The organism is Nonomuraea sp. NPDC001684, assembly GCF_053596515.1.
Genome location: NZ_JBSFGJ010000037.1, coordinates 1 through 26,719 on the forward strand (window position 1 = coordinate 1; position 26,719 = coordinate 26,719).

27 protein-coding genes are annotated in these 26,719 nt (G+C 71.6%); 12 read left to right on the forward strand and 15 right to left on the reverse strand.

Annotated features, from left to right (window positions below):
• Both ACWCSD_RS10520 and ACWCSD_RS10525 read left to right on the forward strand, forming a co-directional pair.
• Positions 1-906: amidase (locus ACWCSD_RS10520; protein ID WP_449914036.1), on the forward strand; the 906-nt coding region annotated here is incomplete at its 5' end.
• A 65-nt stretch (positions 907-971) separates the two neighbouring features.
• The gene (locus tag ACWCSD_RS10525; RefSeq protein WP_397155238.1) at positions 972-1,325 is read left to right on the forward strand and encodes a YkvA family protein; all 354 of its coding nucleotides are present in this window, start codon (positions 972-974) and stop codon (positions 1,323-1,325) included.
• Here ACWCSD_RS10525 and ACWCSD_RS10530 read toward each other — a convergent pair.
• The 4 genes from ACWCSD_RS10530 to ACWCSD_RS10545 all read right to left on the reverse strand — a co-directional run bounded on the left by ACWCSD_RS10530 (position 1,322) and on the right by ACWCSD_RS10545 (position 4,764).
• On the reverse strand, positions 1,322-2,518 hold the full coding sequence (locus ACWCSD_RS10530) for an amidohydrolase family protein (protein WP_352362172.1): 1,197 nt from the start codon (positions 2,516-2,518) through the stop codon (positions 1,322-1,324). The two genes, ACWCSD_RS10525 and ACWCSD_RS10530, sit on opposite strands and share 4 nt — an antisense overlap.
• A gap of 158 nt (positions 2,519-2,676) precedes the next feature.
• Complete coding sequence (locus ACWCSD_RS10535; RefSeq protein WP_397155240.1) at positions 2,677-3,420, reverse strand: tyrosine-protein phosphatase; 744 nt, start codon at positions 3,418-3,420, stop codon at positions 2,677-2,679.
• Positions 3,421-3,430: 10 nt separating this feature from the next.
• The gene (locus ACWCSD_RS10540; protein WP_449914038.1) at positions 3,431-4,252 is read right to left on the reverse strand and encodes an SURF1 family cytochrome oxidase biogenesis protein; all 822 of its coding nucleotides are present in this window, start codon (positions 4,250-4,252) and stop codon (positions 3,431-3,433) included.
• A gap of 32 nt (positions 4,253-4,284) precedes the next feature.
• A complete protein-coding gene (locus ACWCSD_RS10545) occupies positions 4,285-4,764 on the reverse strand; it encodes a winged helix-turn-helix transcriptional regulator (protein ID WP_397155244.1) in 480 nt (159 codons plus the stop codon).
• Positions 4,765-4,822: 58 nt separating this feature from the next.
• Here ACWCSD_RS10545 and ACWCSD_RS10550 point away from each other — a divergent pair, with 58 nt between their 5' ends.
• Genes ACWCSD_RS10550 through ACWCSD_RS10560 form a run of 3 tightly spaced genes read left to right on the forward strand, consistent with a single transcriptional unit; the run spans position 4,823 to position 6,942 of the window.
• Positions 4,823-5,335, forward strand: coding sequence for an N-acetyltransferase family protein (locus tag ACWCSD_RS10550; RefSeq protein ID WP_449914039.1), 513 nt, complete (start codon positions 4,823-4,825; stop codon positions 5,333-5,335).
• Positions 5,332-5,931, forward strand: a complete 600-nt coding sequence (locus ACWCSD_RS10555) for a TetR/AcrR family transcriptional regulator (protein ID WP_352318387.1) — start codon at positions 5,332-5,334, stop codon at positions 5,929-5,931. Before ACWCSD_RS10550 ends, ACWCSD_RS10555 begins: the two co-directional genes overlap by 4 nt.
• Before the next feature lie 33 nt (positions 5,932-5,964).
• Positions 5,965-6,942 carry an NAD(P)-dependent oxidoreductase gene (locus tag ACWCSD_RS10560; RefSeq protein ID WP_387671706.1) on the forward strand — a complete coding sequence of 326 codons (978 nt, stop codon included), beginning with the start codon at positions 5,965-5,967 and terminating at the stop codon, positions 6,940-6,942.
• On the opposite strand, the gene ACWCSD_RS10565 is transcribed toward ACWCSD_RS10560, so the two are convergent.
• Positions 6,914-7,216: a hypothetical protein gene (locus ACWCSD_RS10565; RefSeq protein ID WP_352318383.1), complete on the reverse strand. Its 303-nt coding sequence runs from the start codon at positions 7,214-7,216 to the stop codon at positions 6,914-6,916. The two genes, ACWCSD_RS10560 and ACWCSD_RS10565, sit on opposite strands and share 29 nt — an antisense overlap.
• Positions 7,217-7,340: 124 nt before the next feature.
• Between ACWCSD_RS10565 and ACWCSD_RS10570 the strand changes: the two genes are divergently transcribed.
• The gene (locus ACWCSD_RS10570) at positions 7,341-8,753 is read left to right on the forward strand and encodes a DUF7059 domain-containing protein (protein WP_397155247.1); all 1,413 of its coding nucleotides are present in this window, start codon (positions 7,341-7,343) and stop codon (positions 8,751-8,753) included.
• 255 nt (positions 8,754-9,008) lie between these two features.
• On the opposite strand, the gene ACWCSD_RS10575 is transcribed toward ACWCSD_RS10570, so the two are convergent.
• The 3 genes from ACWCSD_RS10575 to ACWCSD_RS10585 form a co-directional block, all read right to left on the reverse strand.
• Entirely contained in the window at positions 9,009-12,014 is a 3,006-nt protein-coding gene (locus ACWCSD_RS10575) for an AfsR/SARP family transcriptional regulator (RefSeq protein ID WP_449914043.1), read from the reverse strand.
• Positions 12,015-12,269: 255 nt separating this feature from the next.
• Positions 12,270-12,914, reverse strand: coding sequence for a GNAT family N-acetyltransferase (locus tag ACWCSD_RS10580; RefSeq protein ID WP_352318377.1), 645 nt, complete (start codon positions 12,912-12,914; stop codon positions 12,270-12,272).
• A 141-nt stretch (positions 12,915-13,055) separates the two neighbouring features.
• The gene (locus ACWCSD_RS10585; RefSeq protein ID WP_449914045.1) at positions 13,056-14,342 is read right to left on the reverse strand and encodes a pyridoxal phosphate-dependent aminotransferase; all 1,287 of its coding nucleotides are present in this window, start codon (positions 14,340-14,342) and stop codon (positions 13,056-13,058) included.
• 79 nt (positions 14,343-14,421) lie between these two features.
• On the opposite strand from ACWCSD_RS10585, the gene ACWCSD_RS10590 reads away from it, so the two are divergent.
• Genes ACWCSD_RS10590 through ACWCSD_RS10600 form a run of 3 tightly spaced genes read left to right on the forward strand, consistent with a single transcriptional unit; the run spans position 14,422 to position 17,036 of the window.
• Positions 14,422-15,357, forward strand: a complete 936-nt coding sequence (locus ACWCSD_RS10590) for a LysR family transcriptional regulator (protein WP_397155253.1) — start codon at positions 14,422-14,424, stop codon at positions 15,355-15,357.
• 9 nt (positions 15,358-15,366) lie between these two features.
• Positions 15,367-16,038 carry a ribonuclease HII gene (locus tag ACWCSD_RS10595; protein WP_397155255.1) on the forward strand — a complete coding sequence of 224 codons (672 nt, stop codon included), beginning with the start codon at positions 15,367-15,369 and terminating at the stop codon, positions 16,036-16,038.
• A 17-nt stretch (positions 16,039-16,055) separates the two neighbouring features.
• Complete coding sequence (locus tag ACWCSD_RS10600) at positions 16,056-17,036, forward strand: LLM class flavin-dependent oxidoreductase (protein ID WP_449914047.1); 981 nt, start codon at positions 16,056-16,058, stop codon at positions 17,034-17,036.
• 35 nt (positions 17,037-17,071) lie between these two features.
• On the opposite strand, the gene ACWCSD_RS10605 is transcribed toward ACWCSD_RS10600, so the two are convergent.
• The 3 genes from ACWCSD_RS10605 to ACWCSD_RS10615 all read right to left on the reverse strand — a co-directional run bounded on the left by ACWCSD_RS10605 (position 17,072) and on the right by ACWCSD_RS10615 (position 19,944).
• Complete coding sequence (locus ACWCSD_RS10605; RefSeq protein ID WP_358291377.1) at positions 17,072-17,458, reverse strand: SCO5389 family protein; 387 nt, start codon at positions 17,456-17,458, stop codon at positions 17,072-17,074.
• Between the two features lie 77 nt (positions 17,459-17,535).
• Entirely contained in the window at positions 17,536-18,465 is a 930-nt protein-coding gene (locus ACWCSD_RS10610; RefSeq protein ID WP_352362146.1) for an ATP-binding protein, read from the reverse strand.
• Between the two features lie 99 nt (positions 18,466-18,564).
• Positions 18,565-19,944 carry an LCP family protein gene (locus tag ACWCSD_RS10615; RefSeq protein ID WP_449914049.1) on the reverse strand — a complete coding sequence of 460 codons (1,380 nt, stop codon included), beginning with the start codon at positions 19,942-19,944 and terminating at the stop codon, positions 18,565-18,567.
• A 127-nt stretch (positions 19,945-20,071) separates the two neighbouring features.
• Between ACWCSD_RS10615 and ACWCSD_RS10620 the strand changes: the two genes are divergently transcribed.
• A complete protein-coding gene (locus tag ACWCSD_RS10620; protein WP_397155262.1) occupies positions 20,072-20,800 on the forward strand; it encodes a class I SAM-dependent methyltransferase in 729 nt (242 codons plus the stop codon).
• 41 nt (positions 20,801-20,841) lie between these two features.
• On the forward strand, positions 20,842-22,272 hold the full coding sequence (locus ACWCSD_RS10625; RefSeq protein WP_352318361.1) for an MFS transporter: 1,431 nt from the start codon (positions 20,842-20,844) through the stop codon (positions 22,270-22,272).
• Here ACWCSD_RS10625 and ACWCSD_RS10630 read toward each other — a convergent pair.
• The 3 genes from ACWCSD_RS10630 to ACWCSD_RS10640 all read right to left on the reverse strand — a co-directional run bounded on the left by ACWCSD_RS10630 (position 22,250) and on the right by ACWCSD_RS10640 (position 24,601).
• Complete coding sequence (locus ACWCSD_RS10630; RefSeq protein ID WP_358291385.1) at positions 22,250-22,810, reverse strand: thymidylate synthase family protein; 561 nt, start codon at positions 22,808-22,810, stop codon at positions 22,250-22,252. The two genes, ACWCSD_RS10625 and ACWCSD_RS10630, sit on opposite strands and share 23 nt — an antisense overlap.
• A 48-nt stretch (positions 22,811-22,858) precedes the next feature.
• Complete coding sequence (locus tag ACWCSD_RS10635; protein WP_449914052.1) at positions 22,859-23,533, reverse strand: hypothetical protein; 675 nt, start codon at positions 23,531-23,533, stop codon at positions 22,859-22,861.
• An 84-nt stretch (positions 23,534-23,617) separates the two neighbouring features.
• Positions 23,618-24,601 carry a polyprenyl synthetase family protein gene (locus ACWCSD_RS10640; protein WP_449914054.1) on the reverse strand — a complete coding sequence of 328 codons (984 nt, stop codon included), beginning with the start codon at positions 24,599-24,601 and terminating at the stop codon, positions 23,618-23,620.
• Positions 24,602-24,725: 124 nt separating this feature from the next.
• On the opposite strand from ACWCSD_RS10640, the gene ACWCSD_RS10645 reads away from it, so the two are divergent.
• Positions 24,726-25,676 carry a serine hydrolase domain-containing protein gene (locus ACWCSD_RS10645; protein ID WP_397155270.1) on the forward strand — a complete coding sequence of 317 codons (951 nt, stop codon included), beginning with the start codon at positions 24,726-24,728 and terminating at the stop codon, positions 25,674-25,676.
• Positions 25,677-25,681: 5 nt separating this feature from the next.
• On the opposite strand, the gene ACWCSD_RS10650 is transcribed toward ACWCSD_RS10645, so the two are convergent.
• On the reverse strand, positions 25,682-26,635 hold the full coding sequence (locus ACWCSD_RS10650; protein ID WP_397155272.1) for a zinc-binding alcohol dehydrogenase family protein: 954 nt from the start codon (positions 26,633-26,635) through the stop codon (positions 25,682-25,684).
• Positions 26,636-26,719 lie beyond the last annotated feature (84 nt).

Consider the following 26,719-nt stretch of genomic DNA (forward strand, 5'->3'; position numbering starts at 1 on the left):
GGCTCGATCCGCGTCCCGGCCTCGCTGTGCGGCCTGGTGGGGCTCAAGCCGACGCGCGGGCGGCTGAGCATGGGCCCGTCCATGGGCGAGGGCTGGAGCGGCTTCTCCTGCCCCGGCTTCGTGAGCAGGACCGTGCGCGACACGGCGGCCGCGCTCGACGCGGTCTCCGGCTACGAGCCGGGCGACCCCTACGACGCCCCCGCGCTGCCCGGCCCCCTGACCGCCGAACTGCACGCCGACCCGGGACGCCTGCGCATCGGCTTCCTGACCGCCCACCCGAGGCCGGACGTGCCCGCCGACCCCGACCTGGCCGAGGCCGTCACCGGGGCGGCGGCGCTGCTGGAGAGCCTCGGTCACGACGTGACCCCCGGCGGCCCGCCGGCGCTCGCCGAGCCGGAGTTCGCCCGGCACTTCGGCGCCATCGTCGCCAACAACCTCGCCGCGCACGTCGTGAGCCTGGGCGCGGCCCGTGGCAGGCCGGTGGAGCTGCACGAGCTCGAACCGCGCAACGCGGCCATGGTCACCGCCGCCCGCGCCAACAGCGCGGCCGACCACATCCTGGCCACCCAGTGGGTGGACGGCTTCCGCCGCCGCATGGCCTCCTGGTGGGCCGGGGGCAACGACCTGCTGCTGATGCCGTCGTCGGGGGCGGCGCCGTTCCGGCTCGGCTGGATCCCGCCCGCCGATCTCAGCACCGCCTTCGGCAGGACCGCGCAGGTGGTGGCCTACACCTCGCCGATCAACGCGACCGGCCAGCCCGCCGTCTCGCTGCCGCTGCACAGGGACGCGGCGGGCATGCCGGTCGGCGTGCAGCTCGTGGCGGCGGCCGGACGGGAGGATCTGCTGATCCGGGTGGCCGCGCAGATCGAGCAGGTCAGGCCGTTCGAGCACGCCGCCATGCGCTGATCGTCAGGAACCCCTCACCCGGCTGACGCGTTATGTCGTGAGAAGCCGGGGGTAGGAGGATCCTCATGATGGCGAAGGCAGCACGGGCAGCGGCGGCGTGGCGGACGTACCGCGAGGTGACCAAGCCTGGCACGCCGGGGATGTTGACCAGGGTGCGGGCGATCCCGCGCATGATCGGCGCGGTCACCCGCGGCCGCTACGACGGCATGGGCAAGGGCAAGCTCGCCCTGATGGCGCTCGGCGTGGTCTACATCCTGTCGCCGATCGACGTCATCCCCGACTTCCTGGTGCTCGTCGGGGTGGCCGACGACTTCGGCGTGTTCCTGTGGCTGATCGCCTCGCTGCTCGGCGAGAGCGGTCGCTACGTCGAGCACGAGCGCAAGGTCATCCAGGCCAGGCTGGTCGAGGACGAGGGTTAGATCTCCTCCATCCGCAACCAGGCGCGCGAGGGCAGCGGGTGCCCGAACAGGCGGGCGGCGTTGCCGTAGGCGACCCTGGCGATGTCGGCGGGCGGCAGCGCGCCGAGGTTCGCGGCCACGGCCTTCTGGGTGTCGGGCCAGGTCGAGTCGGAGTGCGGGTAACCGCTCTCCTGGAGCACGTGGTCGAGGCCGACCGCGAGCCGCACGCCGGACAGCGCGTGGTCGTCGAGCGTGCCGAAGAAGAAGTTGCGGCGCAGCACCTCGCTGGGCTTGAGGCCGCCGTCCCAGGCGGCCTCGCCCGCGACCGGGTGGTCGAGCGCGTAGTCGGCGCGCTCGGCCAGCATCGGCAGCCAGCCGACGCCGCCCTCGACGATGAGGATGCGCAGCCCGGGGAAACGCAGCGGCAGGCCCGACCAGAGCCAGTCGGCGCAGGCGAACATGGCGCTGGTGGGCATCAGCGTGGTGATGGCCTCGATGGGCGTGTCGGGCGAGGGCACGGGCGACCAGGAGGAGTCGCCGGTGTGCAGGGCCACGACCGTGCCGGTCTCCTCGCAGGCGGCGAAGAACGGGTCCCAGTGGCCGGTGTGGATCGACGGCAGCCTGAGCCTGGTCGGGAACTCGGGGAAGACCACGGCCTTGAAACCGCGGGCGGCGTTGGCCCTGATCTCCTTGGCGGCGATGTCGGGATCGGGCAGCCAGGGCAGTTGCAGGCCGATGATCCGCTCGGGGTAGGTGCCGGCCCAGACGTCGATGTGCCAGTCGTTCCACGCCTTGACCAGGGCGAGGCCGAGCTCCTGGTCGCGGGTGCGGGCGAACGGCATGCCCGCCTGGCCGGCCAGCATGCCGGGGAAGCACAGCGCGGCCCAGATGCCGGCGACGTCCATGTCCTGGACGCGGGCCTCGATGTCGTGGCAGCCGGGACGCATCTGCTCGAACCTGACCGGATCCAGGGTCCACTGCTCGCGCGGCAGCCCGGCGCCCACGTCGATGCCCGCGCACGGGTACGTGGCCCCGCCGTAGCGCCAGACCTGGTGACCGGCGTCCGTCTCCACGACCTTGGGCGCGACGTCGGCGTATTTCTCCGGGAGCCTGTCCTCGAAGAGGTCAGGAGGCTCGATCAGGTGATCGTCGGCAGAGATGATCACATAGTCGCGCCGCCGGGGGTCAGGGTCGGGGAGCAGCGGCGTAGTCACGCAGGTAACCGTACGACGGCGGCATAACGTCGAACAAGCTGCGACGTATCCGTTGGGTATCCATGCATTCGTACCCGGGACCGCCTGGAGGGGGATGGGGGCGATCCCGGGCTTGTGGGGTCCTTGAGGATGCTGCCCCTTGCGGACCCCGGCGCCTTCTACCCGCGGGAGATCGAATCAGTCAGGAGATTTTCGCGAAGTTCGGCGATGGTGGCCCGGTCGACCTGGAGCACGCCGGTGACGTAGCCCTCGACGGAGCCGTGCCGGTCGATCAGGTCGTCCAGGAACAGGCGCATGGCCCGGGCGGGGGCCCGGCCGAACCCCGGCCACAGCAGGGCGTCCGGGTGCCTGGTGCGCTGGTCGGCGATGAAGCGCTCGGTCGCCAGGCCGGTCAGGGCGTAGTCGGCGACGATGTCGTCCTCGGCGACGCCGACGAGCGAGAGGATCAGCGCGGTGAGCAGGCCGGTGCGGTCCTTGCCCACCGCGCAGTGGATGACGACCGGCGCGTTGTCCGCGACGGCGACCGTCTCCACGGCGGCGCGCAGGTTCTCCACGCCGTCCTCGGTCACCTCCAGGTACCGGTCGGCGAGGTAGCGCTCGACGCCGATCTCCTCGCTGAACTGGGCGATGTCCCAGGGACGGCCCTCGATCGGCAGGTTGCGGTAGCGCAACCCCTCGGTCTCCGGCACCCGGCCGGCCCGCTCGACCTCGGCGGGATGCCTCAGGTCGATCACGGTGCGCACGCGCAGTGCGTGGAAGGCCCGCAGGTCGTCGCCGGCCAGCCAGCCCAGGGAGTCGGCCCGGTAGAGCCGCTGCCACCGGACGGTGCGCCCGTCCTCGGTGGCATATCCACCTACGTCACGAAAGTTGCGGAGATTGGTGAACTCAATGTGGCGGATCACCCTTCACACCTTAGTTGGCGGCGGTTTCCGCTTCCTGGGTCGCCGCCGTCTCACCGGCGGGTTTCCCGGACTTCCGCTCGGCCACCTCGCGCCGGATCAGCAGGATCCAGCCGCCGATCGCGATGCCGATGAACAGCCACCATTGGACCCCGTAGGCCAGGTTGAGGCCGCCGCCGGAGCCGACGTCGGGGGCGGGCACCAGAGCGGGCGCGGCGGCGGCCTGCGGCTGCTGCCCGGTGAGCTCGACATAGCCGCCCACCAGCCGGTACGGCATGCGCTGCCCGATCTTGGCCGCGTCGATCAGCAGCACCTGGCCGTCCGGCAGCCCGGACCGCTCGCGGATGCCGGTGGAGTCTTCGGTCTCGCTCTGACGTAGCCGCCCGGTGACAGTTACCTGTCCGGTGGGCGGAGGGGGGACCTCGGGAGCCGCGTCGGCGCTGGCGGCGGCCGGGATCCAGCCGCGGTTGACGATGACGGCGCTGCCGTCGCCGGTGACGAGCGGGGTCAGGACGTAGAAGCCGTTGCGGCCCTCCTGCGGGCGGCGGCGGACGAGCAGGCCGTGGGAGCTGTCGTACGTGCCGGAGGCGACGACCGTGCGGTAACGGTCGCCCTCGCCGACCTGCCGGCCGGGAGCCGCGAGCCGGTCGAGCGGGACGGCGGCGGCCTCGATGTTGGCGGTCACTCTGTCCTTGTTGTCGGACCGCTCCTCGAAACGCCCGAACTGCCACCTGCCCAGGAACACGAAGGCGGGGATGACCAGCAGCACCACGACGTGGAGCGCCAGCCACCGGGGCGTCAGCAGGAACCGGTACACGCCTTCAAGGTTAGGCACCGGGGCGGGTGCTCCCTCACGCGGCTCGCCCGCTAGACGCTCCGCACCCCGGGGCCCGGCCCGGGGACCGGCGTGACCTCGCGCGGCCCGGCCACCTCGTGGCCCTCGGCGCAGCGGAAGTGCAGCTCGACGGGGGCGCCGCAGTCGCGGTGGGTGAGCAGCACCGGCGGGCCCTCCTCGTCGGCCAGGTATTTGTCGCCCCAGTGCATGAGCGCGACGAGCAGCGGATAGAGGTCGCGGCCCTTGTCGGTCAGCCGGTATTCGTCGCGCTGGCGCTGGCCGGGCTCGCGGTAGGGCTCCTTGCGCAGCAGGCCCTCGTCGACCAGCCGGGCCAGGCGCGCGCTGAGCACCTGGCGGGGCGCGCCGGTGACCGCCTGCATGTCGGCGAACCTGCGCACGCCGCTGAACGCCTCGCGCAGCACCAGGAAGGTCCACTTCTCCCCGACGATGTCCAGGGTGCGCTCGATCGAGCAGTTGTCCACCCGGAAGCCCAATCGGAACGGCACGTTCATCTCGGCATTATATCTGAGTTCAATTGACAGACTCAGCTCCGAGAAGCAGGCTGAGTCTATGCACGGAACCCAGATCCGCCCGGTCCGCCCGGACGACGAGGAACGGATCAGACGCTTCCTGACGGGGTTGTCGCTGCAGACCCAGACGCTGCGCTTCTTCACCGGCGTGACCGTCCCGGCCGCCCACCTCGTACGCACCCTGCTGACCCTGGACGAGCGCCGCGACGCGCTCGTCGTCACCGCCGGGGACGAGATCGTCGGGCACGCCATGAGCTACCGGGGCGGCTGCGCCGACGTCGAGGTGGCCGTCGTCGTGGCCGATCGCTGGCAGGGGAACGGGCTCGGCCCGCGACTCGTCGACACCTTGCTGCTCAGGGCCGCCGTGCGGGGGGCGCGCACGGTCGGGATGGACGTGCTGGGCGAGAACCGGCGGGTGCTCAGGCTCGTCCGCAGGCTGTGGCCGGACGCCGAGATGAAGGTCGCGTCCGGTACGGTCGAGGTGACCGCTATGATCGATCTGGCCGGAGTATTTGCGGAACAACGTTCTGGTAGCACACCATTGACAGTGTGAAGAGTGTCAAGAACGGACGCGACGGCCGCACCCGCATCATCGAGGGCGCCCTCCGCCGCTTCAGCCAGGACGGTGTCTCGGCCACCACGCTGGCCAGTCTGCGCGAGGAGAGCGGTGTAAGCGTCGGCAGCTTCTACCACCACTTCGCCAGCAAAGAGCACGTCTACGGCGTCCTGTACGCCGAGATCCTCGACGCCTACCAGCAGGAGTTCCTCGCCGAGCTGGTCCGGCACGACGACGCCCGCGCCGGCATCGAGGCCGTCGTCGCCTTCCACATGCGCTGGGCCGGCGAGCACCCCGAGCGGGCCAGGATCCTGGTCAGCGAGCGCCCGCCGCGCAAGCACGAGCCGGGCGGCGCCGAGGTGGCCGAGGCCAGGCGCGCGTTCTTCCGCCAGGTCTCCGACTGGTGGAAGCCGCACATGAAGAACGGGCAGCTCCAGCCCGTCCACGCCACCATGTGCTACGTCCTGTGGCTCGGGCCGGCGCAGGAGATGTGCCGCCTGTGGTTCGCCGGGGCGCACACCCCGACCGAGGAAGAGATCAAGGGCCTGGGCGAGGCGGCCTGGCAGAGTCTCCGCCAGCGCGGGGAGCAATGATCTGAGTACCGTCTGTGGTGTTATTGTCCAAATGTGAGAAGACCTCGGGCGCTCGTGCTGCCCGACCTGCCGGAGAGCGCGCTCGCCCGTCTGGGCGAGGTCGCCGACGTGGCCGAGGCTCCTCCCCGGCCGAGCGTCGGCTTCACCGACGAGCAGCTCGCCGACCTGGTCATCGAGACCGGCGCGAACGTGCTCATCACCGACGGCGACCAGGTTCGCACCTCGGTGCTCGGACTCCACATCGACATCGTGGCCAGCCTCGGCGCCCCCACGGGGGTCGACCTGCGCCTGGCCGCCGAACGCGGGGTCACCGTCCTGCACGCCCCCGACCGCGACCCCGAGGCGGTGGCCGAGCTGACGCTCGCGCTGCTGTTCGCGGTCAGCAGGAACATCGTCACCGCCGACCGTGAGGTGCGCAGAGGCCGCGCCCATCGCGGCAGGGTGCCCCCCGCCCAGCGCCACCGCGGCAGACGGCTCACCGGACGCACGTTCGGCATCGTCGGCCTCGGCCGGGTGGGCCGGGCCATGCGCTGGCGCTGCCAGGGGCTGGGCATGCGGGTGGTCACCTGCGACCCGTACGTCCCCGAGGCCACGCACACCCTGCCCGCGCTGCTGGCGGAGGCCGACGTGGTGTCGCTGCACGTGCCCCTGACCGCGGACACGCGGGGCCTGTTCGGCTACAGCGAGTTCGGCGCGATGCGCCAGGGCGCGATCTACCTCAACACCTCGCGCGGCGCCCTGCACGACCTGACCGCCCTGGTGGACGCGCTGCGCCAGGGGCAGGTGGGCGGCGCCGGGCTCGACCACTTCGAGGGCGAATGGCTCGATCCGGCCCACCCGCTGACCAGGCTGCCGAACGTGGTGCTCACGCCCAGGCTCGGCGAGGCCACCGGGGAGAGCCTGGAGGAGCTGGCGGAGGCGCTGGTGGAGGACATCGCGCGGCTGCTGCGCGGCGAGCCGCCCGCGTACGCGTGCGCGCCGGTCAGGCCGGTTGCCGGATCCGCGTCCTGACCTGCCAGCGGGAGCGGTCGAGGGAGATGTCCAGCCGCAGGTCGCCGCGCTGCCTGCGCAGGCCGGGCACGCGCAGCCGGTCGTGCACGTCGAACCTGCCGCGCGAGGGGTAGCCGAACCCCAGCTCGCCGGGCAGCACCCGCAGGTCGTCGCGGTTGCCGCAGCGCGGGCAGGTCCACGAGACCAGGTCCAGGCCCCGGTTGTAGTCGGAGCAGGCGTTGAAGTACTCGTCGGGCCCGAATCGCGACTCGCAGGCCAGGCAGGGGATCAGCATGGGGGCGCGCTCCTCGGTACGGCGTCTTGCACCCCTAGAGATACCGCCACCCACTTGTCCATGGCTTGCAGAACGCTTGGGTGCGTAAGTAACAGTATGAGCACTGTCGGTGGCTGGTGAAAGGATGGTGTCCGTGGAACGACTGCGCCATCACCTCCTCGAAACCGGCTACACGATCGACGGCGTCCGCGACCGGCTCGGCGCCATGGCGGCCTCGGCCCTGGCGCGGGAGGAGCTCGTCCCGGCCCTGCGGGCGACCGCCGACGGCGACCCCTTGGGCACCCTGATCAGGCTCTGGTGGCTCGGCGTGCCGGTGCCGGCCAAATCCGTGCCGGCCGCCGTCCTGGAGTCGGGGCTGGTGTCGGCCGACGGCGACCTGATCAGGGCGACCGTGCACCTCCAGCCGTGGGAGACCGGCGGCTACGTGGTCTCCGACCGCAAGGTCCGGCCCGGCGACCCGGCGCTGCGGGCCGACCACGTCGTGGGGGCCGGGGGCGCCTCGGCCAACCTGGCCCAGCTCGTCAGCCGCCGGCCCGTCACGCGCGCGCTCGACCTCGGCACGGGCTGCGGCGTCCAGGTGCTCCACCTCGACGGGCGGGCCGAGCAGGTGGTGGCCACCGACCTCAACCCGCGCGCCGTGGAGCTGGCCCGGCTGAGCTGGGAGCTGTCCGGCGTGACGGGCGTCGACGCGCGGGTGGGGTCGATGTTCGAGCCGGTCGAGGGCGAGCTGTTCGACCTGGTCGTCAGCAACCCGCCGTTCGTCATCGCCCCCGGGGCCGAGCGCACGCTGACCTACCGCGAGTCCGGCGGCGAGGCCGACGACTTCTGCCGCGACCTGGTCCGGCGCACCCCGCGCCACCTCGCGCCCGACGGGCAGGCCCACTTCCTGGCCAACTGGCTGCACGTCGAGGGCGAGGACTGGCACGACCGGGTCGGCGGCTGGCTGCGCGAGACCGGCTGCGACGCCTGGGTCGTCCAGCGTGACGTGCAGGATCCGGCCGAATACGTCGAGCTGTGGCTCAAGGACGCGGCCGAGCAGGGCACCAAGGGCTACACCGACCACTACGACCGGTGGCTGGCCTGGTTCGACGAGCGCAAGGTTGAGGGCATCGGCTTCGGCTGGATCACCATGCGCAACTCGGGCACCCTCGACCCGGTCGTGCGCGTGGAGCACCTGCCCCACCAGGTGGCCCTGCCGGTCGGCGACTACGTCGACGACGTGCTCGACTCCATCGCCGCCGCCCACCGCGCCGCCGACCTCGACGCGGCGCTGCTGCGCACGGCCGACGGGGTGCTCGACGAACGCGTCGGCCTGCCCGGCGCCGAGGACCCGATCCGCATCGTGCTGCGCCAGACGCAGGGGCTGCGGCGCAGCAGGGAGGTCGGCACCGTCGAGGCCGCCCTGGCCGGCGTGTGCGACGGCGAGCTGGCGCTCGGGCCGCTGCTCAACGTGATCGCCGAGCTGGTCGGCGACGGCGAGATCCCCAACGCCGACGCGATCCGGCCGCTCATCGCCGAGGGTTATTTCCTGCTTTGATTCACCGTTGATCCGACGTTGACCGCGCCGGTGGAGGCTTCTGACCGAGACGCGGGCCTGGGGGGTTCGAAGGCCCGCGTCGAGTCCGGCCGGTCGTCTGTGTGAGGCGGCTAGCCGTCACGCGAAGCATCCGGATGACCGGGCCCCCTGGCGACGCGTGGCGGTCAGGATGACCGGCCGGGCTGCCATCGGCATTGACTAAGGACAGCCTTGATCAACCATGTGTGGATGACACGTCTGGACGACGAGCTGTACTCAGGACTCGACGACGGACCGCTCGACGGCGACGCTGTCCAGCAGGAGCTTCAGGTCGCCGGCCTCGGGGGCGCCGAGCCTGGTGAAGACGTCGTAGGCCTGCCTGAGGCAGTCGAGGCTCCGCGCGACGCTGCCCAGTCCGCGTAGCGCCCGGCCGAGCACGGTGAGCGAGAGCGCCTCGCCGTAGGGATGGCCGATCTCGCGCGAGACCATGAGCGCCTGCTCGGCGTGGCGTACGGCGTCGGGGTAGCGCCCGGCGGCGATGAACGTCTCGGCCAGCCGGGAGCACACGCGTTGCTCCCAGACCCGCTGCTTGCTGGAGCGGAAGAAGGCCAGGCACTCGGCGTGGTGGTGCACCGCCTCGGTGAGCCGGCCGACCCGGCTGAGCACGATGCCCAGGTGGTAGCGGGCGCGGGCGGTGCCGGCGCCGCTGCCGATCTCGGTGAAGATGGCCAGGCCCTTCTCCGCCGCGGCGATGGCGTCCTCGGCGTGGCCGAGGCCCAGGTGGTCGCGGGCCGAGTAGCTGAGCACCAGGGCCTCGCCGGCGGGGACGCCGTTCTCGCGGTAGTAGCGGGAGGCGGCGTCGAACAGGGTGAGGGCCTCGGTGTGGCGGCGCTGCCGGCCGACGACGACGGCCAGCGCGTTGAGCACCTCGCCGGTGACGATCTTCTCGCCGCGGGTGTCGGAGAGCTCGTACACGCGGCGGAAATGGGTCTCGGACTCCGAGAGCTGGTTGCCGGCGAACAGCACCCGGCCCAGCACGTACCGGGAGCGCAGCTCGCTGGCCTCGTCGCCCAGGTTCAGCGCGGCGGCGAGCACCGCGCGGGTGCCCTGGTCGAACTCTCGGGTGTGGGTGCCCGCCTCCAGCAGCGGTTCCATGGCCACCAGCATGTCGGCGGCGGGCAGGAGCTGCTCGCCGGCGGTGGACGTCGTCGCGGCCTGGTTGATGGCCGCGAACAGCGAGTCGCCCTCGGAGATCAGCCAGGCCACGGCCTCGTCGACGGTGGTGAAGGTGAGCCCGCTGCCGACCACGGCCAGGTTGTCGGGGATCATGCTGCCCTCGTAGGCCAGCCGGTGGGCGGACCGGGACGAGGCCAGGTAGAAGCCGAGCAGCCGGCGCAGCGCCAGCGTCTTGTCCTCGGGACGCTCGGTCTTGTCCAGGACGCGCCTGGCGAACAGCCTGAGCAGATCGTGGAAGCGGTAGCGGCCGGGCGCGGTGGCCTCCAGGAGGCTCATGTCGACCAGCGACTCCAGCAGCTCCTCGGCCTCGTACATGTTCATCGCCAGGACGGCCGCGGCGGCCCCGATCGAGATGTCGGGGCCCTTCGGCAGGGACAGCAGGCGGAAGGCGCGGGCCTGGGCCGGTTCGAGCTGGCCGTAGCCGAGCGCGAAGGTGGCCTCGACGGCCAGGTTGCCCACGCGCAGCTCGTCGAGGCGGCGCTGCTCGTCGGCCAGCCTGGGCACCAGGGAGGCGACCGTCCAGGAGGGGCGGGCGGCCAGCCGGGCGGCCACGATCCGGACGGCCAGCGGCAGGAAACCGCAGGCGGCGACCACGTCCATGGCGGCGCCGTGCTCGGCGGCCACCCGCTCGGGCCCGGCCACGGAGGAGAACAGCGACAGCGCCTCGTCCGGCTCCATGACGTCGAGGTCGATCAGCCGGGCCGCGGGCAGGTCGGCCAGCTTGGCCCGGCTGGTGACGATCGTCGCGCAGCCCGGCGAGCCCGGCAGCAGCGGGCTGACCTGGTCGGCGTCGCGGGCGTTGTCCAGCAGCACGAGGATGCGCCGGTCGGACAGCAGCGAGCGGTAGAGCGCCGAACGTTCGGCCAGGCCGTCGGGGATGACGTCGGGTGGGATGCCGAGCGCGCGCAGGAAGCCGCCGAGCGCCGACTCCGGAGCGGTCACCTCGTCGCTGTGGCCGCGCAGGTCGGCGTAGAGCTGCCCGTCGGGGAACAGGTCGTCGGCCGCGTGCGCCACGTGGACGGCCAGCGTGGTCTTGCCGACGCCGCCGATGCCGCACAACGCCACCACCGGCACGCCCTCGGCCGACGACTGCGCGGACAGCAGGGTGTGGACGCGGACGGCCACCTCCCTGCGCCCGGTGAAGTCGCTGACCGCGGCCGGGAGCTGCGCCGGGCGGGGCAGTTCGAGCGCGGGCGGCTCCTCCTCGGCCGCGGGCTCGCCGGCGGCCTGCTCGGCCGGGGCGGCGGGCGGCGGCACGAGGGTGAGAGCCGGGTCGGCGGCCAGGATGCGCTGGTGGAGGGCGGTCAGCTCGCTGCCGGGCTCGATGCCCAGCTCGTCGATGAGCGCCTCGCGGGTCTCGGTGAACACGTTGAGGGCGTCGCCCTGCCGTCCGCACCGGTAGTAGGCCAGCATGAGCTGGGCGCGCAGCCGTTCGCGCAGGGGGTGCTCGGCGGTGAGCGCGATCAGCTCGGACACGACCGCGGCGTGCCCGCCCAGCTCCAGGTCGAGGTCCATGAGCGTCTCGATGACGCTGACGCGGCGTTCGGCCAGGCGGTCGCGCTGGTGCTCGGCGTACGGGCCGACGGCGCCGGCCAGCGGCTCGCCCTCGAACAGGGTCAGCGCGGCCCGCATGCCCTCGGCGGCGGCGGAGAGCCGGCCGGCCTTGCGGGCGGTCTCGGCCTCGGCGAGGCCGCGTTCGAAGCGGGTCAGGTCGAGCGCGTCGTCGGGCAGGCGGAGGGCGTAGCCCCGGCCGATGGAGGTCAGCAGCTCGGGACGGGAGCGGGCGGGCCTGTCGGGTTCGAGCACCGTGCGCAGGCGGGAGACGTAGGTGCGCAGCGCGCCCAGGGCGCGGGGCGGCGCGTCCTCGCCCCACACGGCGTCGATCATCTCGGCGGGGGTGACCGCGCGGCCCTCCCGCAGGAGCAGCATGCCGAGGATCGAACGTTGCAGCGGGGTGCCCAGGTCGAGTTCCTGCCCCTCGCGCCACGCGCGGACGGGACCGAGCACGGCGAACCGCAGCCCGCCCTCAACGCTCTGACCAGCCATGCCGTCTGTCTCCCGGGCAATGGAACGATTTGTGTCCAAATGATAGATCCAGTACCGCTTACCACCTAGAACTGGGCTGATCGCCGGAACACACCGTTGATCCGCCTTTGATCAGGTGTTGACCATGCCTCCGCATGCTGATGGCAGGCCGTACATGGCGCACCGACACGGGGGCGTGTCATGTAGAGCCGATGGGGACGCGGAAAAATACAGGCCCCGCCCGGAAAAGTATGGGCGGGGCCGTTGCCGATGTTCCTACGCTGCCTCTACCAGTCCGAGCCGCATGGCCAGCCGTTCTCGGACGAGCGGCCATTCGGAGTTCAGGATCGAGTAGAAGGCCGTATCTCGGACCGTATTGTCGGCGCCTCGGCTATCCGCTCGCCGCACCCCGTCGAAGTGTGCGCCGAGGGCCTCGATGGCGGCCCGGGATCGGACGTTCCTGACATCTGCCTTGAGTGTGATGCGGTGGACGTTCCAGGTCTCGAAGGCGAGTGAGAGCATGAGGAACTTGCTCTCCCGGTTGACGCCGGTGCCCTGGGCGCAGGCGCCCAGCCAGGTGTAACCGATGTCCGCCACGGACGGGATGTCGCCCACCGCACCCCGTGTACCCGGAGGCCAGGGCATGGGGCCCTGCCAATACTCCAGGTGCATGAGACGGGTGGCACCGACCACGCGGTCGGTGTTCAGCCACCGGATGGCGAAGGGCAGCGTGCGGCCCTCCGCCTGCTCAGCCATGGCGGCCTCCACATAGGAGACCATCTCGTCCCGGCCGTCCGGGACGCGAGTGAAGGCGTAAGTGGAGCGGTCTTCACTCGCCGCGGCGACGAGATCGTCGATCACCGCGTGGCTGAGAGGTTCCAGGCGCACGGAGCGCCCGGACAAGGTGACAAGAGCGGGCATGAGCACATGATGAGGCTCGCGCGGCGCGCGCGTAACCAGGCTCTCGAAGCCATCTTTCCCGGGTTTCTGGATGTGCGGTGTTTCCGCAGGTCAGAGGGCTGATTTGGTGGATGGTAAACCAGCTCTTGGGGAAAGATTCGCCTAACCGTGACATGGTGCCGGCACCAGCGCCGGGTGACGTTCACCCACGACGCCGTGACGGACCAGAGCGAGCTCCTTCAGACCCATGGACAGATGGTTCAGATTGGCTGCGATCCATGGCAGTTGAAGGGGATCTGTGCTGTTCAGCGCGGTCAGTCGTTCTTCGGGCGAGTCGCCGTAGAGCAGGCTCACCGCCACGCGTACCCGGGCGGCCGACGGGTCGTCGCCGAAGGCGTGTCCGGGCAGGACGCCGATGCCGTGCTCGTCCAGCAGGATCCGGGTGATCTCGGCGGAGCCGCCGAGCCTGAGGTGGCTCAGGTCGGGATAGAGGTAGAAGCCTCCCTGGGGTCGCGGCACCGAGGCGCCGATCTCCGTGAACCGCTCGTGGACGGCCCGCGCCACGATGCCGTGCAACCTCCGGCTGCCGGCGACCCGGTCGGTCAGCTCGCGCGGCTCGTCGAAGGCGTAGGACGCGGCCTCCTGGACGGGCGCGGCCGGCGCCGACCAGATCTCGCTGGCCACCGCCAGCAGCCGGGTACGCAGCCCGTGCGCGCCCTCGGGCAGCCGGGCCACGCCGATCCGCCACCCGCCGAGCGCCAGGCTCTTGCTCAGCCCGGTGGTGATGATCGTGCGCTCGGGCGCGAGGTCGGCCGGCGAGGTGTAGCCGGCCGACTCGTCGTGGACCAGGTCGCGGTAGATCTCGTCGGAGATCACGATCAGGTCCAGCTCGCGGGCCACGGCCGCCAGGCGGGCGACGGTCTCCGGCGTGGCCAGCCGGCCGGTCGGGTTGTCGGGCAGCGTGACCAGCAGGGAGCTGACCGTCCTGCCCGCCGACCGGGCCTTGCGGACCGCCGCGACGACCAGGTCGGGGTCGGGCACCCCGCCCTCTCCTGGCGGTGCGGGCACCAGGATGGGACGGGAGCCCACCAGATCGGCCTGCGCGGCGTAGCTGACCCAGCTGGGCATGGGCAGGACGATGTCGCCGCCGATCGCCAGGAGCAGGCCGTACAGCAGCGACTTGCTGCCAGGTCCGCAGACGACCAGCTCGGGGTCGGTCAGGAGCCCCCGTCGTGTCCAGTAGCCCGCTGCCGCGGCCCGGAGCCCGGACGCGCCCGCGACCGGCCCGTAGCCGTTGCGCTCGGAAGCGGCGGCCAGCTTGTCGCGCAGCGCCGGGTGGACGGGCAGACCGGCCTCGCCGAAGGCCAGGTGCAGCACGCGTTCCCCAGCGCGCCGTCTTCGTTCGATGTCTTCGTTCGCCGCCAAGGTGGCGGACAAGGTCACGGTCATGTTTGTCACGTTCCCAGGGTGGTTGTATGAAGGCATCAGTACAAGCGAGGCTTTTTGTGGGTAGGCGTAAGGAAGTCTGATGCTCGAATTCCGGCGCTTGGCGCTGATCTGTGAGTTCGCTCGCCGGGGCAGCATCGCGGCCGCCGCCGAGTCTCTGGGCTACAGCCCCTCGGCCGTCTCCCAGCAGCTCGCGGCGCTGGAACGGGAGACCGGCACCGCGCTGATCGACAGAACCGCGCGCAGCGCGGAGCTGACCGACGCCGGACGCCGGCTCGTCCAGCACGCCGAACGCATCCTGTCAATGGTCGAGGAGGCCGAGTCCGACCTCTCCGCCCATGCGGGCACCCCCTCGGGGCGCGTCGTCGTCACCGCCTTCCCCACAGCGGCCGTGGCATTCGCGCCGGCGCTCGCGCGTTCGCTGCGCCGCCACACCGAGCTGACGCTCCGCCTGGGCCAGAGCAGGTCGGGGCGCGGCATGCGGGAGGTCCAGGCGGGGGAGGTGGACATCGCCCTCGTCGACGACTGGTACGGGTCGGTCCGCGAGAGCGAGAGCCTGCGGGTCTTCCCCCTGCTGCGCGACCCCATCGTGCTCGTCGTGCCGCGCAGGCACCGGCTGGCCGACCCCGGGGTGCCGCTCGACCTGCGCGAGCTGCGCGACGAGCCGTGGATGGCCACCCCCGACGGCGAGCCCTCGCGCCTGGCCGTGGACCGGCTGTTCGTGGACGTCGGCGGCACCCGGCCGACGCCCTGGGAGTTCGAGGGGCTCGGGACGATCCTGTCCCTCGTCGCCAAGGGCATCGGCATCGCCGCGGTGCCCGCGCTCGCGCTGGCCGCCGGGGTGCGCGGGCTGGCGGTCAGGGAGTTCCCCGGCAACCCGGTCGGCCGCGACGTGCACGCGGTCGCCCGCAGGTCCAGCGTGCACCGGCCGTCGGTGTCGGTGACGTTGCGGGCGATCCACGTGGCCGCCCGGTACATCGCCGGCGATCTGGAACCGGTGACCCCGGCCGAGCGGTAGCGTCTGCCCATGGCGCCGACGTACGAGATCGAGCAGCTCCTGCTGTCCATGCCGAGCACCCGCACGGTCGCGGGCGTCGACGAGGTGGGCAGGGGCGCGTGGGCGGGGCCGGTGACGGTCTGCGCCGTCGTGACCGATCTGTCCGAGCCGCCGCCCGGCCTGACCGACTCCAAGCAGGTCTCGGCCGCCAAACGCGGCCCGCTCGCCGACGAGCTGACCGCATGGGCGGCCGGCATCGGGTTCGGCGAGGCGAGCCACGCCGAGATCGACGCGCTCGGCATGACCGAGGCGCTGCGCAGGGCCGCCCGCCGGGCGCTGGAAGCCCTGCCGGTGCGCCCCGACGCCGTGATCCTCGACGGCAAGCACGACTACATCGGCGCACCCTGGCCGGTCCGCCTGGAGATCAAGGGCGACGCGGCCAGCGTCTCGGTCGCGGCGGCCTCGGTCCTGGCCAAGGTGCGGCGGGACGCCTACATGGGCACGATCGGGCATGAGGAGTACGGCTTCGCGGAGAACGCCGGATACCCCTCGCCCGCCCACCAGGACGCCCTGGCCCGGCTCGGCCCCACACCGCACCACCGGCTCTCCTGGTCCTACCTGGACGACCTGCCGCAGTGGCGGCATCTGAAGCAGGTCAGGGATCCGCTCGTGGGTGAAGGGCAGGCCGCGCTGTTCGGCTGAGCCGTAGGATCGGGGGAGTGCGGATCGGGATCTTCGTCATCGCGGCCTGCTTTCCCGGCCAGGATCCAGGGCAGGTCCTGCGGAACTCGGTGGAGCTGATCGAGGCCGCCGAGGCGGCCGGGTTCCACGACGCCTGGATCGCCGAGCACCACTTCATGTCCTACGGCGTGTGTCCGTCGGCGGTCACGCTGGCCGCCGTGGCGGCGGGGCGCACCAGCCGGATCGGGCTCGGCACGGCGGTGAGCGTGCTGTCGTCCCAGCATCCCGTGGCGCTGGCCGAGCAGGCGGCCATGCTCCACCACCTGTCGGGCGGGCGGTTCACGCCCGGCGTCGGCAGGGGCGGCCCGTGGGTCGACCTGGAGGTGTTCGGCACCGGGCTCGACCGGTTCGAGCGGGGCTTCGCCGAGTCGCTCGACCTGCTGGTCGAGGCCCTGTCCACGGGGTCGGTGGCGGCCGAGGGGGAGTTCTTCCTGTTCAGGCAGGTCGCCCTGGTGCCGCGGGCCCGGCTGCGGCCCGTGGTGGCGTGCACGTCGGGCTCGACGGTGGCGCTGGCGGCCGAGCGCGGGCTGCCGATGCTGCTCGGCATGCACATCGGCGACCACGACAAGGCCCTGCTGGTCGCCGAGCACGTCGCGCGGGGCGGGAGCCCGGCGGGACACCTGGCGGCCGGGGTGGCGCACGTGGCCGACTCGACCGAGGCGGCCGTCCGGGAGCTGAAGGAGTCGATGCCCGCCTGGCTGGGCCCGGGGCTGGCCGGTTACCTGCCGGTGGACGGCCGGCCACGCCCCTCGCGGGACGTCACCGCCTACGTCGACCTGCTGACGCGCATCCATCCGGTAGGCACGCCCGCCCACTGCGCCGAGGTGCTGCGCCGCACGGCCGAGAGCACCGGGATCGAGCACGTGATCCTGACCGTGGAGGGCATCGGCGACCACCGGCGGGCCCTGGAGGACGTGCGCCGCATCGGCGCCGAGGTCATCCCCCTGTTGGCGGACTGACGGGCGAGCCGGGACGGCCCGGCTCGCCCATGGGTTCAGCAGTCGACCAGCTCCGGTTTCTGGTTGAGGATCTGGGCCCGCGGGGTGACGAACTCGTCGAGGGCCTTGGTGGCCGACGGGTCGAAGACGGCGACCCGGTGGCAGTTCTGGAAGGCCAGCCGTACGCCGAAGTGGCGTTCGAGCGCGCCGCGCATCGCGTCGCTCGCCAGACACCGCAGGAGCTGGCCGCGTGCCTCCTCGGACGGCGGTGGCACCTGGTTGTCGGCGAACTCGGCTCCGCTCTGCGCGCGCTCGGCGACCAGCTCGCTGATCAGCGACCACGCGTAGGGGAGTGAGTCGCGGACGCAGGCGACGAACGCGGCGTCGTCCACGTCTCCGGCTCGGGCCTGGTCCAGCAGATCGTTCGGGACGGTCAGCGACATGCTGTCTCCTCTCGAAGGGGATCGAATCTGACGTTATGTGGGAGAAGTGGGTAGCTCCAGAGGCCTGGAGGTGCGTTTTAGGGGCCGTAGACGAAGTCAGGATCGATCTGCTCCGCCAGGTCGGCTCCCGTGCGGGCGTTGGCCCACGCGCGGGCGTTGCGCAGGTGGAACTCCGCGGTCTGGCGGCCGAAGCGCGGCCAGTCCTTCTCCTGCGCGTCGAGGGTCTTGCGCAGGACGGCCAGCGCCTCGGTGTTGGCCGGCTCCAGATCGTCGAGCGTGAAGTGGCGGCCCTGCTCCATGGCGCGCACCGCCGAGGAGTGCTCCATCCAGGTCAGCAGGTCGTCGCCCACGTGCGCGCGGAGGAACTCCACGTCGGACGGGCCGTGGACCTTGTTGCCGACCACGGCGAGCGCGACGTCGTACTTGGCCGCGTGGTCGCGGTACTGCTGGTAGACGCTCACGCCCTGCCTGGTGGGCTCGGCGACGAGGAACGTCAGGTCGAACCGGGTGAACAGCCCGGAGGCGAAGGAGTCGGAGCCGGCGGTCATGTCGACCACGACGTATTCGCCCTGGCCGTCGACCAGGTGGTTGAGCAGCAACTCCACCGCGCCGACCTTCGAGTGGTAGCAGGCCACGCCGAGGTCGTCGTCGTCGAACGGGCCCGTGGCCAGCAGGCGCAGGCCATGGGGGGTGGTCACGGCGTAGTCGAGCGCGGCCAGGTCGTCGAAGCCCAGCAGGCGCGAGCCGCGGCCCGGCGGGGTGGTCTTGACCATGGTCTCGGCCGAGGCGATGCGCGGGTTGTCGCCGCGCAGCAGGTCTTTGATCTCGGTGAGGTGGGCCCCGAGCGGCTCGGGCTGGGCGTCGAGGCCGAGCACCAGGGCCAGGTGCTGGTTGATGTCGGCGTCCATGACGACCACCGGGTCGCCCTGGGCCGCCACGTGCCGCGCGAACAGCGCCGAGATCGTCGTCTTCCCGCTGCCGCCCTTGCCGACGAATGCCACTCTCACGTGCGCTCCTGAAATGACGATGAAAATCGTTTCCGTTGGGCCCGCGCACCATCATGCCACACTCCGTGCTGGGGTGATGGCTGTCGGAAAGGTGAGGGTTCAGCCGCAGGCGGCGTCCAGGCTGACCGGATTCTCCGGGTCCTGGGTCGGGGCGGCGGAGTGGTGCGCGCTCGCCGACCGGTTGGCCGGGCGCTCGTCCAGGGCCTCGGAGACCTTGCGCCTGATCAGGTACCAGTCGGGCGTGACGGTGCTGATCAGCGGCGGGACGAAGCTGAGGCTCCGGATCCTGGTGTCCTTCACCTTGTCCGACAGCTCGATCAGGGCGGGCAGCAGGTCCTGGGGCACGTCGCTGGAGATGGCCCGCTTGGTGGCCGCGGCCAGCTTCTCGAAGCTCTTGAGCACGGTCATCGGATCGGCCTGCTTGGCGACCGCGTTGAGCAGGCACTTCTGGCGGCCCATGCGGACGTAGTCGTCGCTGTCGGTGCGGGAGCGGCCGTACCAGAGGGCCTCCTCGCCGGACAGTTTGCGGGTGCCGGCGGGCAGCAGGCCCTCGCGGTACTTGCCGTACACGATGGGGTCCTTGACGGTGACCCGGACGCCGCCCATCGCGTCGACGATCTCGGCGAAGCCCTTCATGTCGACCATGGCGTAGTAGCTGACCGGGATGCCGAGGATGTCGCTGACGGTGCGCTTGAGCAGCGACGGGCCGCGCTTGCCCTTGCCCACGCCGGGCACCACCTCCGGGTGGTCCTCGGCGTACTGGAAGATCTCGTTGAGCAGGCCGGGGGTGCTGGGGCCGTCGCCGGTGAAGCCGAAGGGGAAGCGGCTCCTGGCCGGGCCGTGCGGAAGCTGGACCTTCTGCAGGTTGCGCGGCAGGCCGAACAGGGTGGTGGCGCCGGTCTCGGTGTCCACGCTGGCCACGGTCATGCTGTCGGTGCGCACGCCGGGGCGGCCGGGGGCGGCGTCCGCGCCGATCAGCAGGAAGTTGACGCGCTTCGCGCCGTTCCACGGGTCCTGGGCGACGACGGGGGCGCTGCTGGTGGTGGTGGCGAAGACATGGCTGACGACGTCGCGGGACAGGTAGGCCATGCGGGTGGCGTACGCGGTGGGGGCCAGGACGAGCGCGCAGAGGGCGGCCGCGAGCGTGGTGGTCAGGAAACGTCCGGCGGTGTCGGAGGAGTCGGGACGGACGAGCAGGAACGACCGGATGATCACCGCGGTCCACGCCAGCGCGATCCCGACCAGCGCCACGGTGAGCACCGTGAGCCAGCCGGGCTGGACCGCCAGCGACAGCAGCCGGGTGCTGAACGCGGTGAACACCGTCAGGACGCCGGCGAGCATCAGCACGTAGGCCGCCATGAGGGCGATGCCCATCCGGTGACGGTGGGTGGCCAGGTGCGCCACCCCCCACAGCGCGGCCGACGCCACCGTCAGCGCGATGCTCGCTCCTAGGCCGAATTCGCGTTGTTTCCCTGTCATGCCTGGTCAAACCCCCAATGCCAGCCCATCCAAGTCACCATAGTTATTGCGTTGCGGGCCAATTGAGGGTGAAGGGGAAGTGTTTGCTCAATTCCCGGTCAAGACCCTCTTGAGATATAACGTGAGAGTGAGCACTCGACACGGTAGCTACGGATTCGACGCACCGTGGGCCCTCGGCGGACTGCTCTTCGGGGCGATCGTCCTGCTGGCTCTCGCGGCGCTCTCCTTCGTGCTGGACATCCCCGCCGCCGGGATCGCCTTCGCCTTCGGCGGGCTCTACACGCTGGCCAGCGCGGCCAGCTACCTCTACACCACGCGCCGCGGCAAGTTCGCCGTCTGGGCCGAGCTGCTGGAGCCGCTCGAAGGCGGTGAGCGGGTGCTCGACCTCGGCTGCGGACGCGGCGCGGTGCTGCTGGCCGCCGCCGCCCGGCTCACCTCCGGACGGGCGGCCGGCGTCGACCTGTGGAGCTCGAAGGACCAGTCGGGCAACGCCGCGGCCGTCACCCTGGCCAACGCCGCGGCCGAAGGCGTCGCCGACCGGGTCGAGCTGGTCACGGGCGACATGCGCGACCTGCCGTTCGAGGACGGCGCGTTCGACGTCGTCGTGTCGAGCCTGGCGATCCACAACATCCCCTCCGCCGAAGGCCGCCGGCGGGCGATCACGGAGGCCCATCGGGTGCTGCGGCCCGGCGGGCTCATGCTGATCGCCGACTTCCGGTACGCGCCCGATTACGAGGACGCCCTGCGCGACCTGGGCGTGATCGACATCCGCCGGCGCGACCTGGGCGCCCGTCTGTGGTACGGCGGCCCCTGGTTCGGCACCACCCTGGTCGAGGCCAGAAAACCTGCCCTGTAGGGAACGTTTGCCATCCGTTTACCGGGTACCCAAGTGCCCTTATGAGCGACGTGGATACCGGCACCGTAACTACCAAGGTGCCCGCACGGCTGGACCGGCTGCCGTGGTCCCGCTGGCACTGGATGATCGTCATCGGCCTCGGCACGGTATGGGTGCTCGACGGGCTGGAGGTCACCATCGTCGGCAACCTGTCCGGGCAGCTCGCCAAGCCCGGCAGCGGCCTGGACATCACCCAGGCGCAGGTCGCCGGCCTCGCCGCGGCCCTCTACGTGGCCGGGGCCTGCGTGGGGGCGCTGTTCTTCGGCTGGCTGACCGACAGGTTCGGCAGGAAGAAGCTGTTCCTGCTGACGCTCGTGGTCTACCTCGCGGCGACGCTGATGACCGCCCTGTCCTTCGACGCGTGGTGGTTCTTCCTGTTCCGCTTCATGACCGGTTTCGGCATCGGCGGCGAGTACGCGGCCATCAACTCGGCCATCGACGAGCTGATCCCGAGCCACCACCGGGGACGCATCGACATCATCATCAACGGCAGCTACTGGCTCGGCGCGGCGGGCGGCGCCCTGCTGACCGTGCCGCTGCTGAACGACCTGCCGGTCAACATCGGCTGGCGGGTGGCGTTCGGGCTGGGGGTGGTGCTCGGCCTGGCCATCCTCCTGGTGCGCAGGAACGTCCCGGAGAGCCCGCGCTGGCTGTTCATCCACGGCCGCGACCGCGAGGCCGAGCAGATCGTGGACGACATCGAACGTCAGATCGGCCGGGACCTGCCCGAGCCGCAGGAGTCGATGACCATCCACCAGCGCAGGTCGATCGGCTTCCTGAAGATCGCGCACACGATGGTCGCGCTCTATCCCAAGCGCACGGTCCTCGGGTTGTCGCTCTTCATCGGCCAGGCGTTCCTCTACAACGCGATCACCTTCGGGTACGCCCAGATCCTGACCACGTTCTTCAAGATCGACTCGCACACGGGCTACTACTTCGCGATCATCGCGGTCGGCAACTTCCTCGGCCCGCTGCTGCTCGGCAGGCTCTTCGACACCGTCGGCCGGGTCCCCATGATCTCGGCGACCTACATCGGCTCCGGGGTGCTGCTGCTCGGCACCGCCTGGCTGTTCAACCAGGGCGCGCTGACCGCGATGACGCTGACCCTCTGCTGGTCCGTGGTGCTCTTCGTGGCCTCGGCGGGGGCCAGCGCGGCGTACCTGACGGTGAGCGAGATCTTCCCCATGGAGACCAGGGCGATGGCCATCGCCTTCTTCTTCGCGATCGGCACGGCCGCCGGCGGCATCGCCGGCCCGCTCGTGTTCGCCTCGCTGGTCGAGAGCGGTGCGCCGGGCGACACGGCGCTGGCGTTCTCGATCGGCGCGATCGTGATGATCGTCGCGGGGCTGGTCGAGCTGGCCTTCGGGGTCAAGGCCGAGCGCAAGGGGCTGGAGGAGATCGCCGCGCCGCTCACCGCCGCGCGGGCCGCATGACCCGCAGCACCTGGGTGCTGTCGGCCAGGTACAGGTGCGGCACGTCCACGAACACCCGCATCGGCCCGCGGTCCAGTTCCAGGTCGCGGGCCATGGTCGCGTGCACCTCGGCGAGCGGCAGGTAGTTGAGGTAGCTGGTGAAGGCGTTCTGGGAGCGGAAGGTCGCGGTCATGGCGAGCGCGCCGTCCCGGATCCGGAACGCCACGCCGATCAGGCAGGGCACCGCGTCGTACGGCTCGCCGGGGATGGTCAGCGAGATCCACGCGCTCTTGCTGTACGGCTTGACCCGCAGCAGGTCGGCCGCCCAGGCGAGCTGCCCCCTGATCCGGGCGCCGTAGCTGTACTTGAACGGCGGCACGACCACGTCCTCGCTGAACTTCCTGCTGTACAGGGCCAGCCGCTCCGCGTCGCCGTACCGCGCGATGATCGGGTCGTCGCCCCGCACCTCGGCGATCTCGAACAGCACGGACGGCGCCTCGATCACGGGGCCGCGGTCGTCGTCGGCGAGTGTGCCCGCCGTCCAGACATGTCGCATCATCCACATCCACGCCTCCCCACATGACGCCCATGACGCAGGGCCGGGCATTCAGGTCTCCTGATCCGGGAACTCGTAGGGGTCGTGCGGGAGCCGGCGCCGCCTGGTCACGTTGCAGCGCACGTAGTAGACGGCGTAGTGGACCAGCGTGACGAGGAGGATGCCGAAGGTGAGCAGGAGCAGGTTGGGCGCCTGCCCGCACAGGCCGGTGAGGCCCACCGTCAGGTAGGCCGAGTTCGCCAGCGCCAGCGTGGTCACGTTGATGCCGGGCCAGGCCAGCGGCGCGTACGTCTCCGGGAAGCGGGGGTCGATCGGCAGGTTCGGGCTCCAGCCGAGCCGGTCCTTGAGCCTGGTGGCGTACAGCAGGCGGAAGTTGTTGATCGCGCGGGCCGTCCTGGCGTGCGCGCGGACCGCCTCGATCAGCCGCAGGAACGGCAGCACGCTGAGCACCCCGAACGCCGTGACCAGGGCGAACAGGTACCACGGCACGCGCTGCCACTCCGTGAGGCTCTGCGGGTCCACCACCTTGGCGCTGGTCAGGGCGATGGCCGCGAGGAACGGCCCCGACAACAGGCTCATGGCGAGCCTGGTCATCTTCAGCCGTTCTTCCTTCGCGGCCAGGTGGACCGCGTAGATGCCGGTGAAGTCCACGGCGGCGAGCTGGAGGAAGTGACTGGACTCAAGCCCGTCGTCCCGGATCATCATGCGAGGGGGGATCTTTCGCATGTGCGCTCCTGTAGTGCGTGACTCCAGTATTAGCGCGATTCGCCGGGTTGTGGAGGCGATTCCTACCAATTGTTCCAACAAATCTCAACTGACGCCCGTCAACTGCGACGACACCCCCGCGACGTGGTCGATGTAGGCCGTCGGGAGGCCGTACAGCAGGGCCGCGATCTCCCTGTCGTGGATCACCGGGAGGGCGGCCAGCGCGTCCGAGGCCAGGCCCCGGCAGAACTCCAGCGTGTTGGGCACCAGGTCGCCCGCGCGCAGCCGGCGCAGCGCCTCGTCCACCTGCTCGTCGCTCATGTCGCGGCCGAGCAGGTCGCCGAGATCGGCGCCGGACAGGAGCAGCGGCAGGCTGTAGACGCCCTGCCGCAGGTCGTTGCCGGCCGGCTTGCCGAGCTGGGCGCTGGAGGCGGTCAGGTCGAGCAGGTCGTCCAGCACCTGGAAGATCAGCCCGAACTTCTCGCCGTACGCCGCCACGCGCGCCCGGTCCTCGGCGCTGGCCCGCGCGCAAACGGCGGCCACCAGGCAGCCGGCCCGGAACAGCGCGGCGGTCTTGCCGGTGATCGAACGCAGCGCGCTCTCCCTGGTCCTGGCCGGGTTGAACAGGTCGCTCGTCTCCAGGTACTGGCCCTCGGCCAGCTCCACCACGGTGGCCGCGAGCACCTCGGCGACCGGCCTGGACACCGCGGTGATGGCCGCCAGACCCGCCCTGGCCAGCATGAAGTCGCCGATCACCAGGGCCTTGCCCTCGCCCAGCTCGGCGTTGAGCGTACGGGTGCCGCGCCGCTCGGTCGCCCGGTCCATGAGGTCGTCGTGCACGAGCGAGCCGGCGTGGATCAGCTCCACGCACGCGGCGGCCGTGATCACCCGGCGGTCGGGGGCCTTGCCGAGGGCGAGCGAGGTCGCCAGCGTCAGCGCCGGACGCAACCGCTTGCCTCCGGCGCTGACGATCCGCCCGGCGCCCGCGTTGATCCCCGGCAGCGCGGACGAGCCGCTGAGCCGCCTGATCCTGGCCTCGACCTTGCGCAGACCCTGGCTGACGGCGGGGCTGTTCACGAGTTGCTCCATGGGACCAAGCCTGCTCCCGCGCCGCTGTGCCCCTCCTGAGAGACGCTGAGGACGCTCTCAGCCCTTGACCCTGACATCGTGCGAGCGGGTACGACAGGATGTCCCCCGGGCTTAGGAGGACATCATGGGAATGGCGGAGCGGGTCGAGGCGGTCCTGAAGGCCGGCACGGCGCCCAATCTGCACGCGGTCGTGGTCATGCGGGGCGGCGAGGTCGTCGTCGAGCACTACGGCGCGGGCGTCGACCAGCGGATCACCGAGGAGCCCCGGCACGTCGTGTTCGACCGCGACACGCCGCACGACGTGCGGTCGGTCACCAAGAGCGTGGTCGCGCTGCTGTACGGCGTGGCCCTGCGCGACGGGCTGGTGCCGCCGCCGGACGCCAGGCTGGTGGAGCAGTTCCCCGAATATCCGGACCTGGTGGCTGATCCGGGCCGGGCGCATCTCACCGTCGCGCACGCGCTCACCATGACGCTCGGGATCGACTGGAACGAGGACCTGCCGTACACGAGCCCGGCCAACAGCGAGATCGCGATGGAGCTCGCTCCTGACCGGTACCGGTTCATCCTGGAACGTCCGGTGGTCGAGGAGGCCGGGAAGCGGTGGCGGTACTGCGGCGGCGCCTCGGCCCTGCTCGGCGGGCTCATCGCGCGGGGCGCCGGCGAACCGCTGGCGGAGTACGCCGCCAAGGCGCTGTTCGAGCCGCTGGGCATCACCAGGACCGAGTGGGTCAAGGGCACGGACGGCGTGGCGATGGCCGCGGCCGGGCTGCGGCTGCGGCCCCTCGACCTGGCCGCGCTCGGTCGGCTGGTGCTCGGCGGCGGGCTGGGCATCGTCCCCGAGCAGTGGGTGCGCGAGATGACGCGGCCCCGCGTCGTCATCGACGGCGACTTCCGCTACGGCTACCAGTGGTACGTGAGCACCGGCGACCGGCCGTGGACCGAGGCGATCGGGAACGGCGGCCAGCGGCTGCTCGTGCTGCCCGGCGAGGAGCTGGTCGTCGCGGTGACGGCCGGCGACTACAACGCCGAGCAGGTCAGCGCCACGGCCGTGCTGGACGCCGTCCTCGACCGCTGAGCCGCTCACGGCACCAGCAGGACGCGGCCCGTGACCGCGCGCGACTCCAGGAGGCGGTGGGCCTTCGCCGCCTCGGCCAGCGGCAGGGTCTCGTGGACGACGGCGCGGCTGCGTCCTGAGCCGAGCCGGGCCAGCATCTCGGGATAGTGCGTGCCGAACACCTGGCCGGCCCAGCCGGGGCCGCCGCAGCCGACGACGGTCACGCCGCGTTCCATCAGGTCGGCGGCCGTGACGGCGGCGGGCTCGCCGCTCAGCATGCCGTAGAACAACATCCGCCCGGTGCCGGGCACGAGCCGGTCGAGCACCCGCCGGGCCGACGCGCCGCCGATCGACTCGAAGGCCACGTCGACGTCCGGCAGCGCGTCCGGCCAGCTCGGGTCGCCGTGGTCCAGGGCCTGGTCGGCGCCCAGATCGAGGGCCCGCTGCCGCTTGGCCGGCGAGCCCGCGGTGGCGATCACCCGGGCCGCCCCGAACTCCTTGGCGTGCGCGACCAGGTAGCCGCCGATCGTACTGGCACCCGCCTCGACCAGCACGGTCTCCCCGCCGCCGAGCCGCGCCCGGTGCAGCAGGGCGAGGGCGATCGCGCCGGGCGCGGCCCCGGCCAGGGCCGCCAGGGGCGGCACGTCCTCGGGGACGGGGCAGGTCAGGGCGGCGGGCATGGCCACGTACTCGGCGTAGGCGCCCAGCCCGCCGGTCACCCCCACGCGTACGGTGCCGAGCAGGCCGTCGTCCACGCCCTCGCCGGTCTCGACGACCTCGCCGACCGCTTCCGCGCCGGGCACGACGGGCAGCGGCAGCGGGAACGGCAGCGCGCCCGAGCGGATCTGCGTCTCGGCGTAGCTGACGCCGATCGCCTGTGCGCGGAGGAGGACCTGGCCCGCCTCGGGGCGCGGGCGGGGCAGGTCCACCGGCCGCAGGGTCTCGGGGCCGCCGAGGGCGTCGAGCTGGATGGCGCGCATGGTTGTTCCCGTCTCTATCTGAACCGTTGGTCCAGTTAATATATGGACCGCTGGTCAAGTTTGTCCATGGGCAACAATGACCGG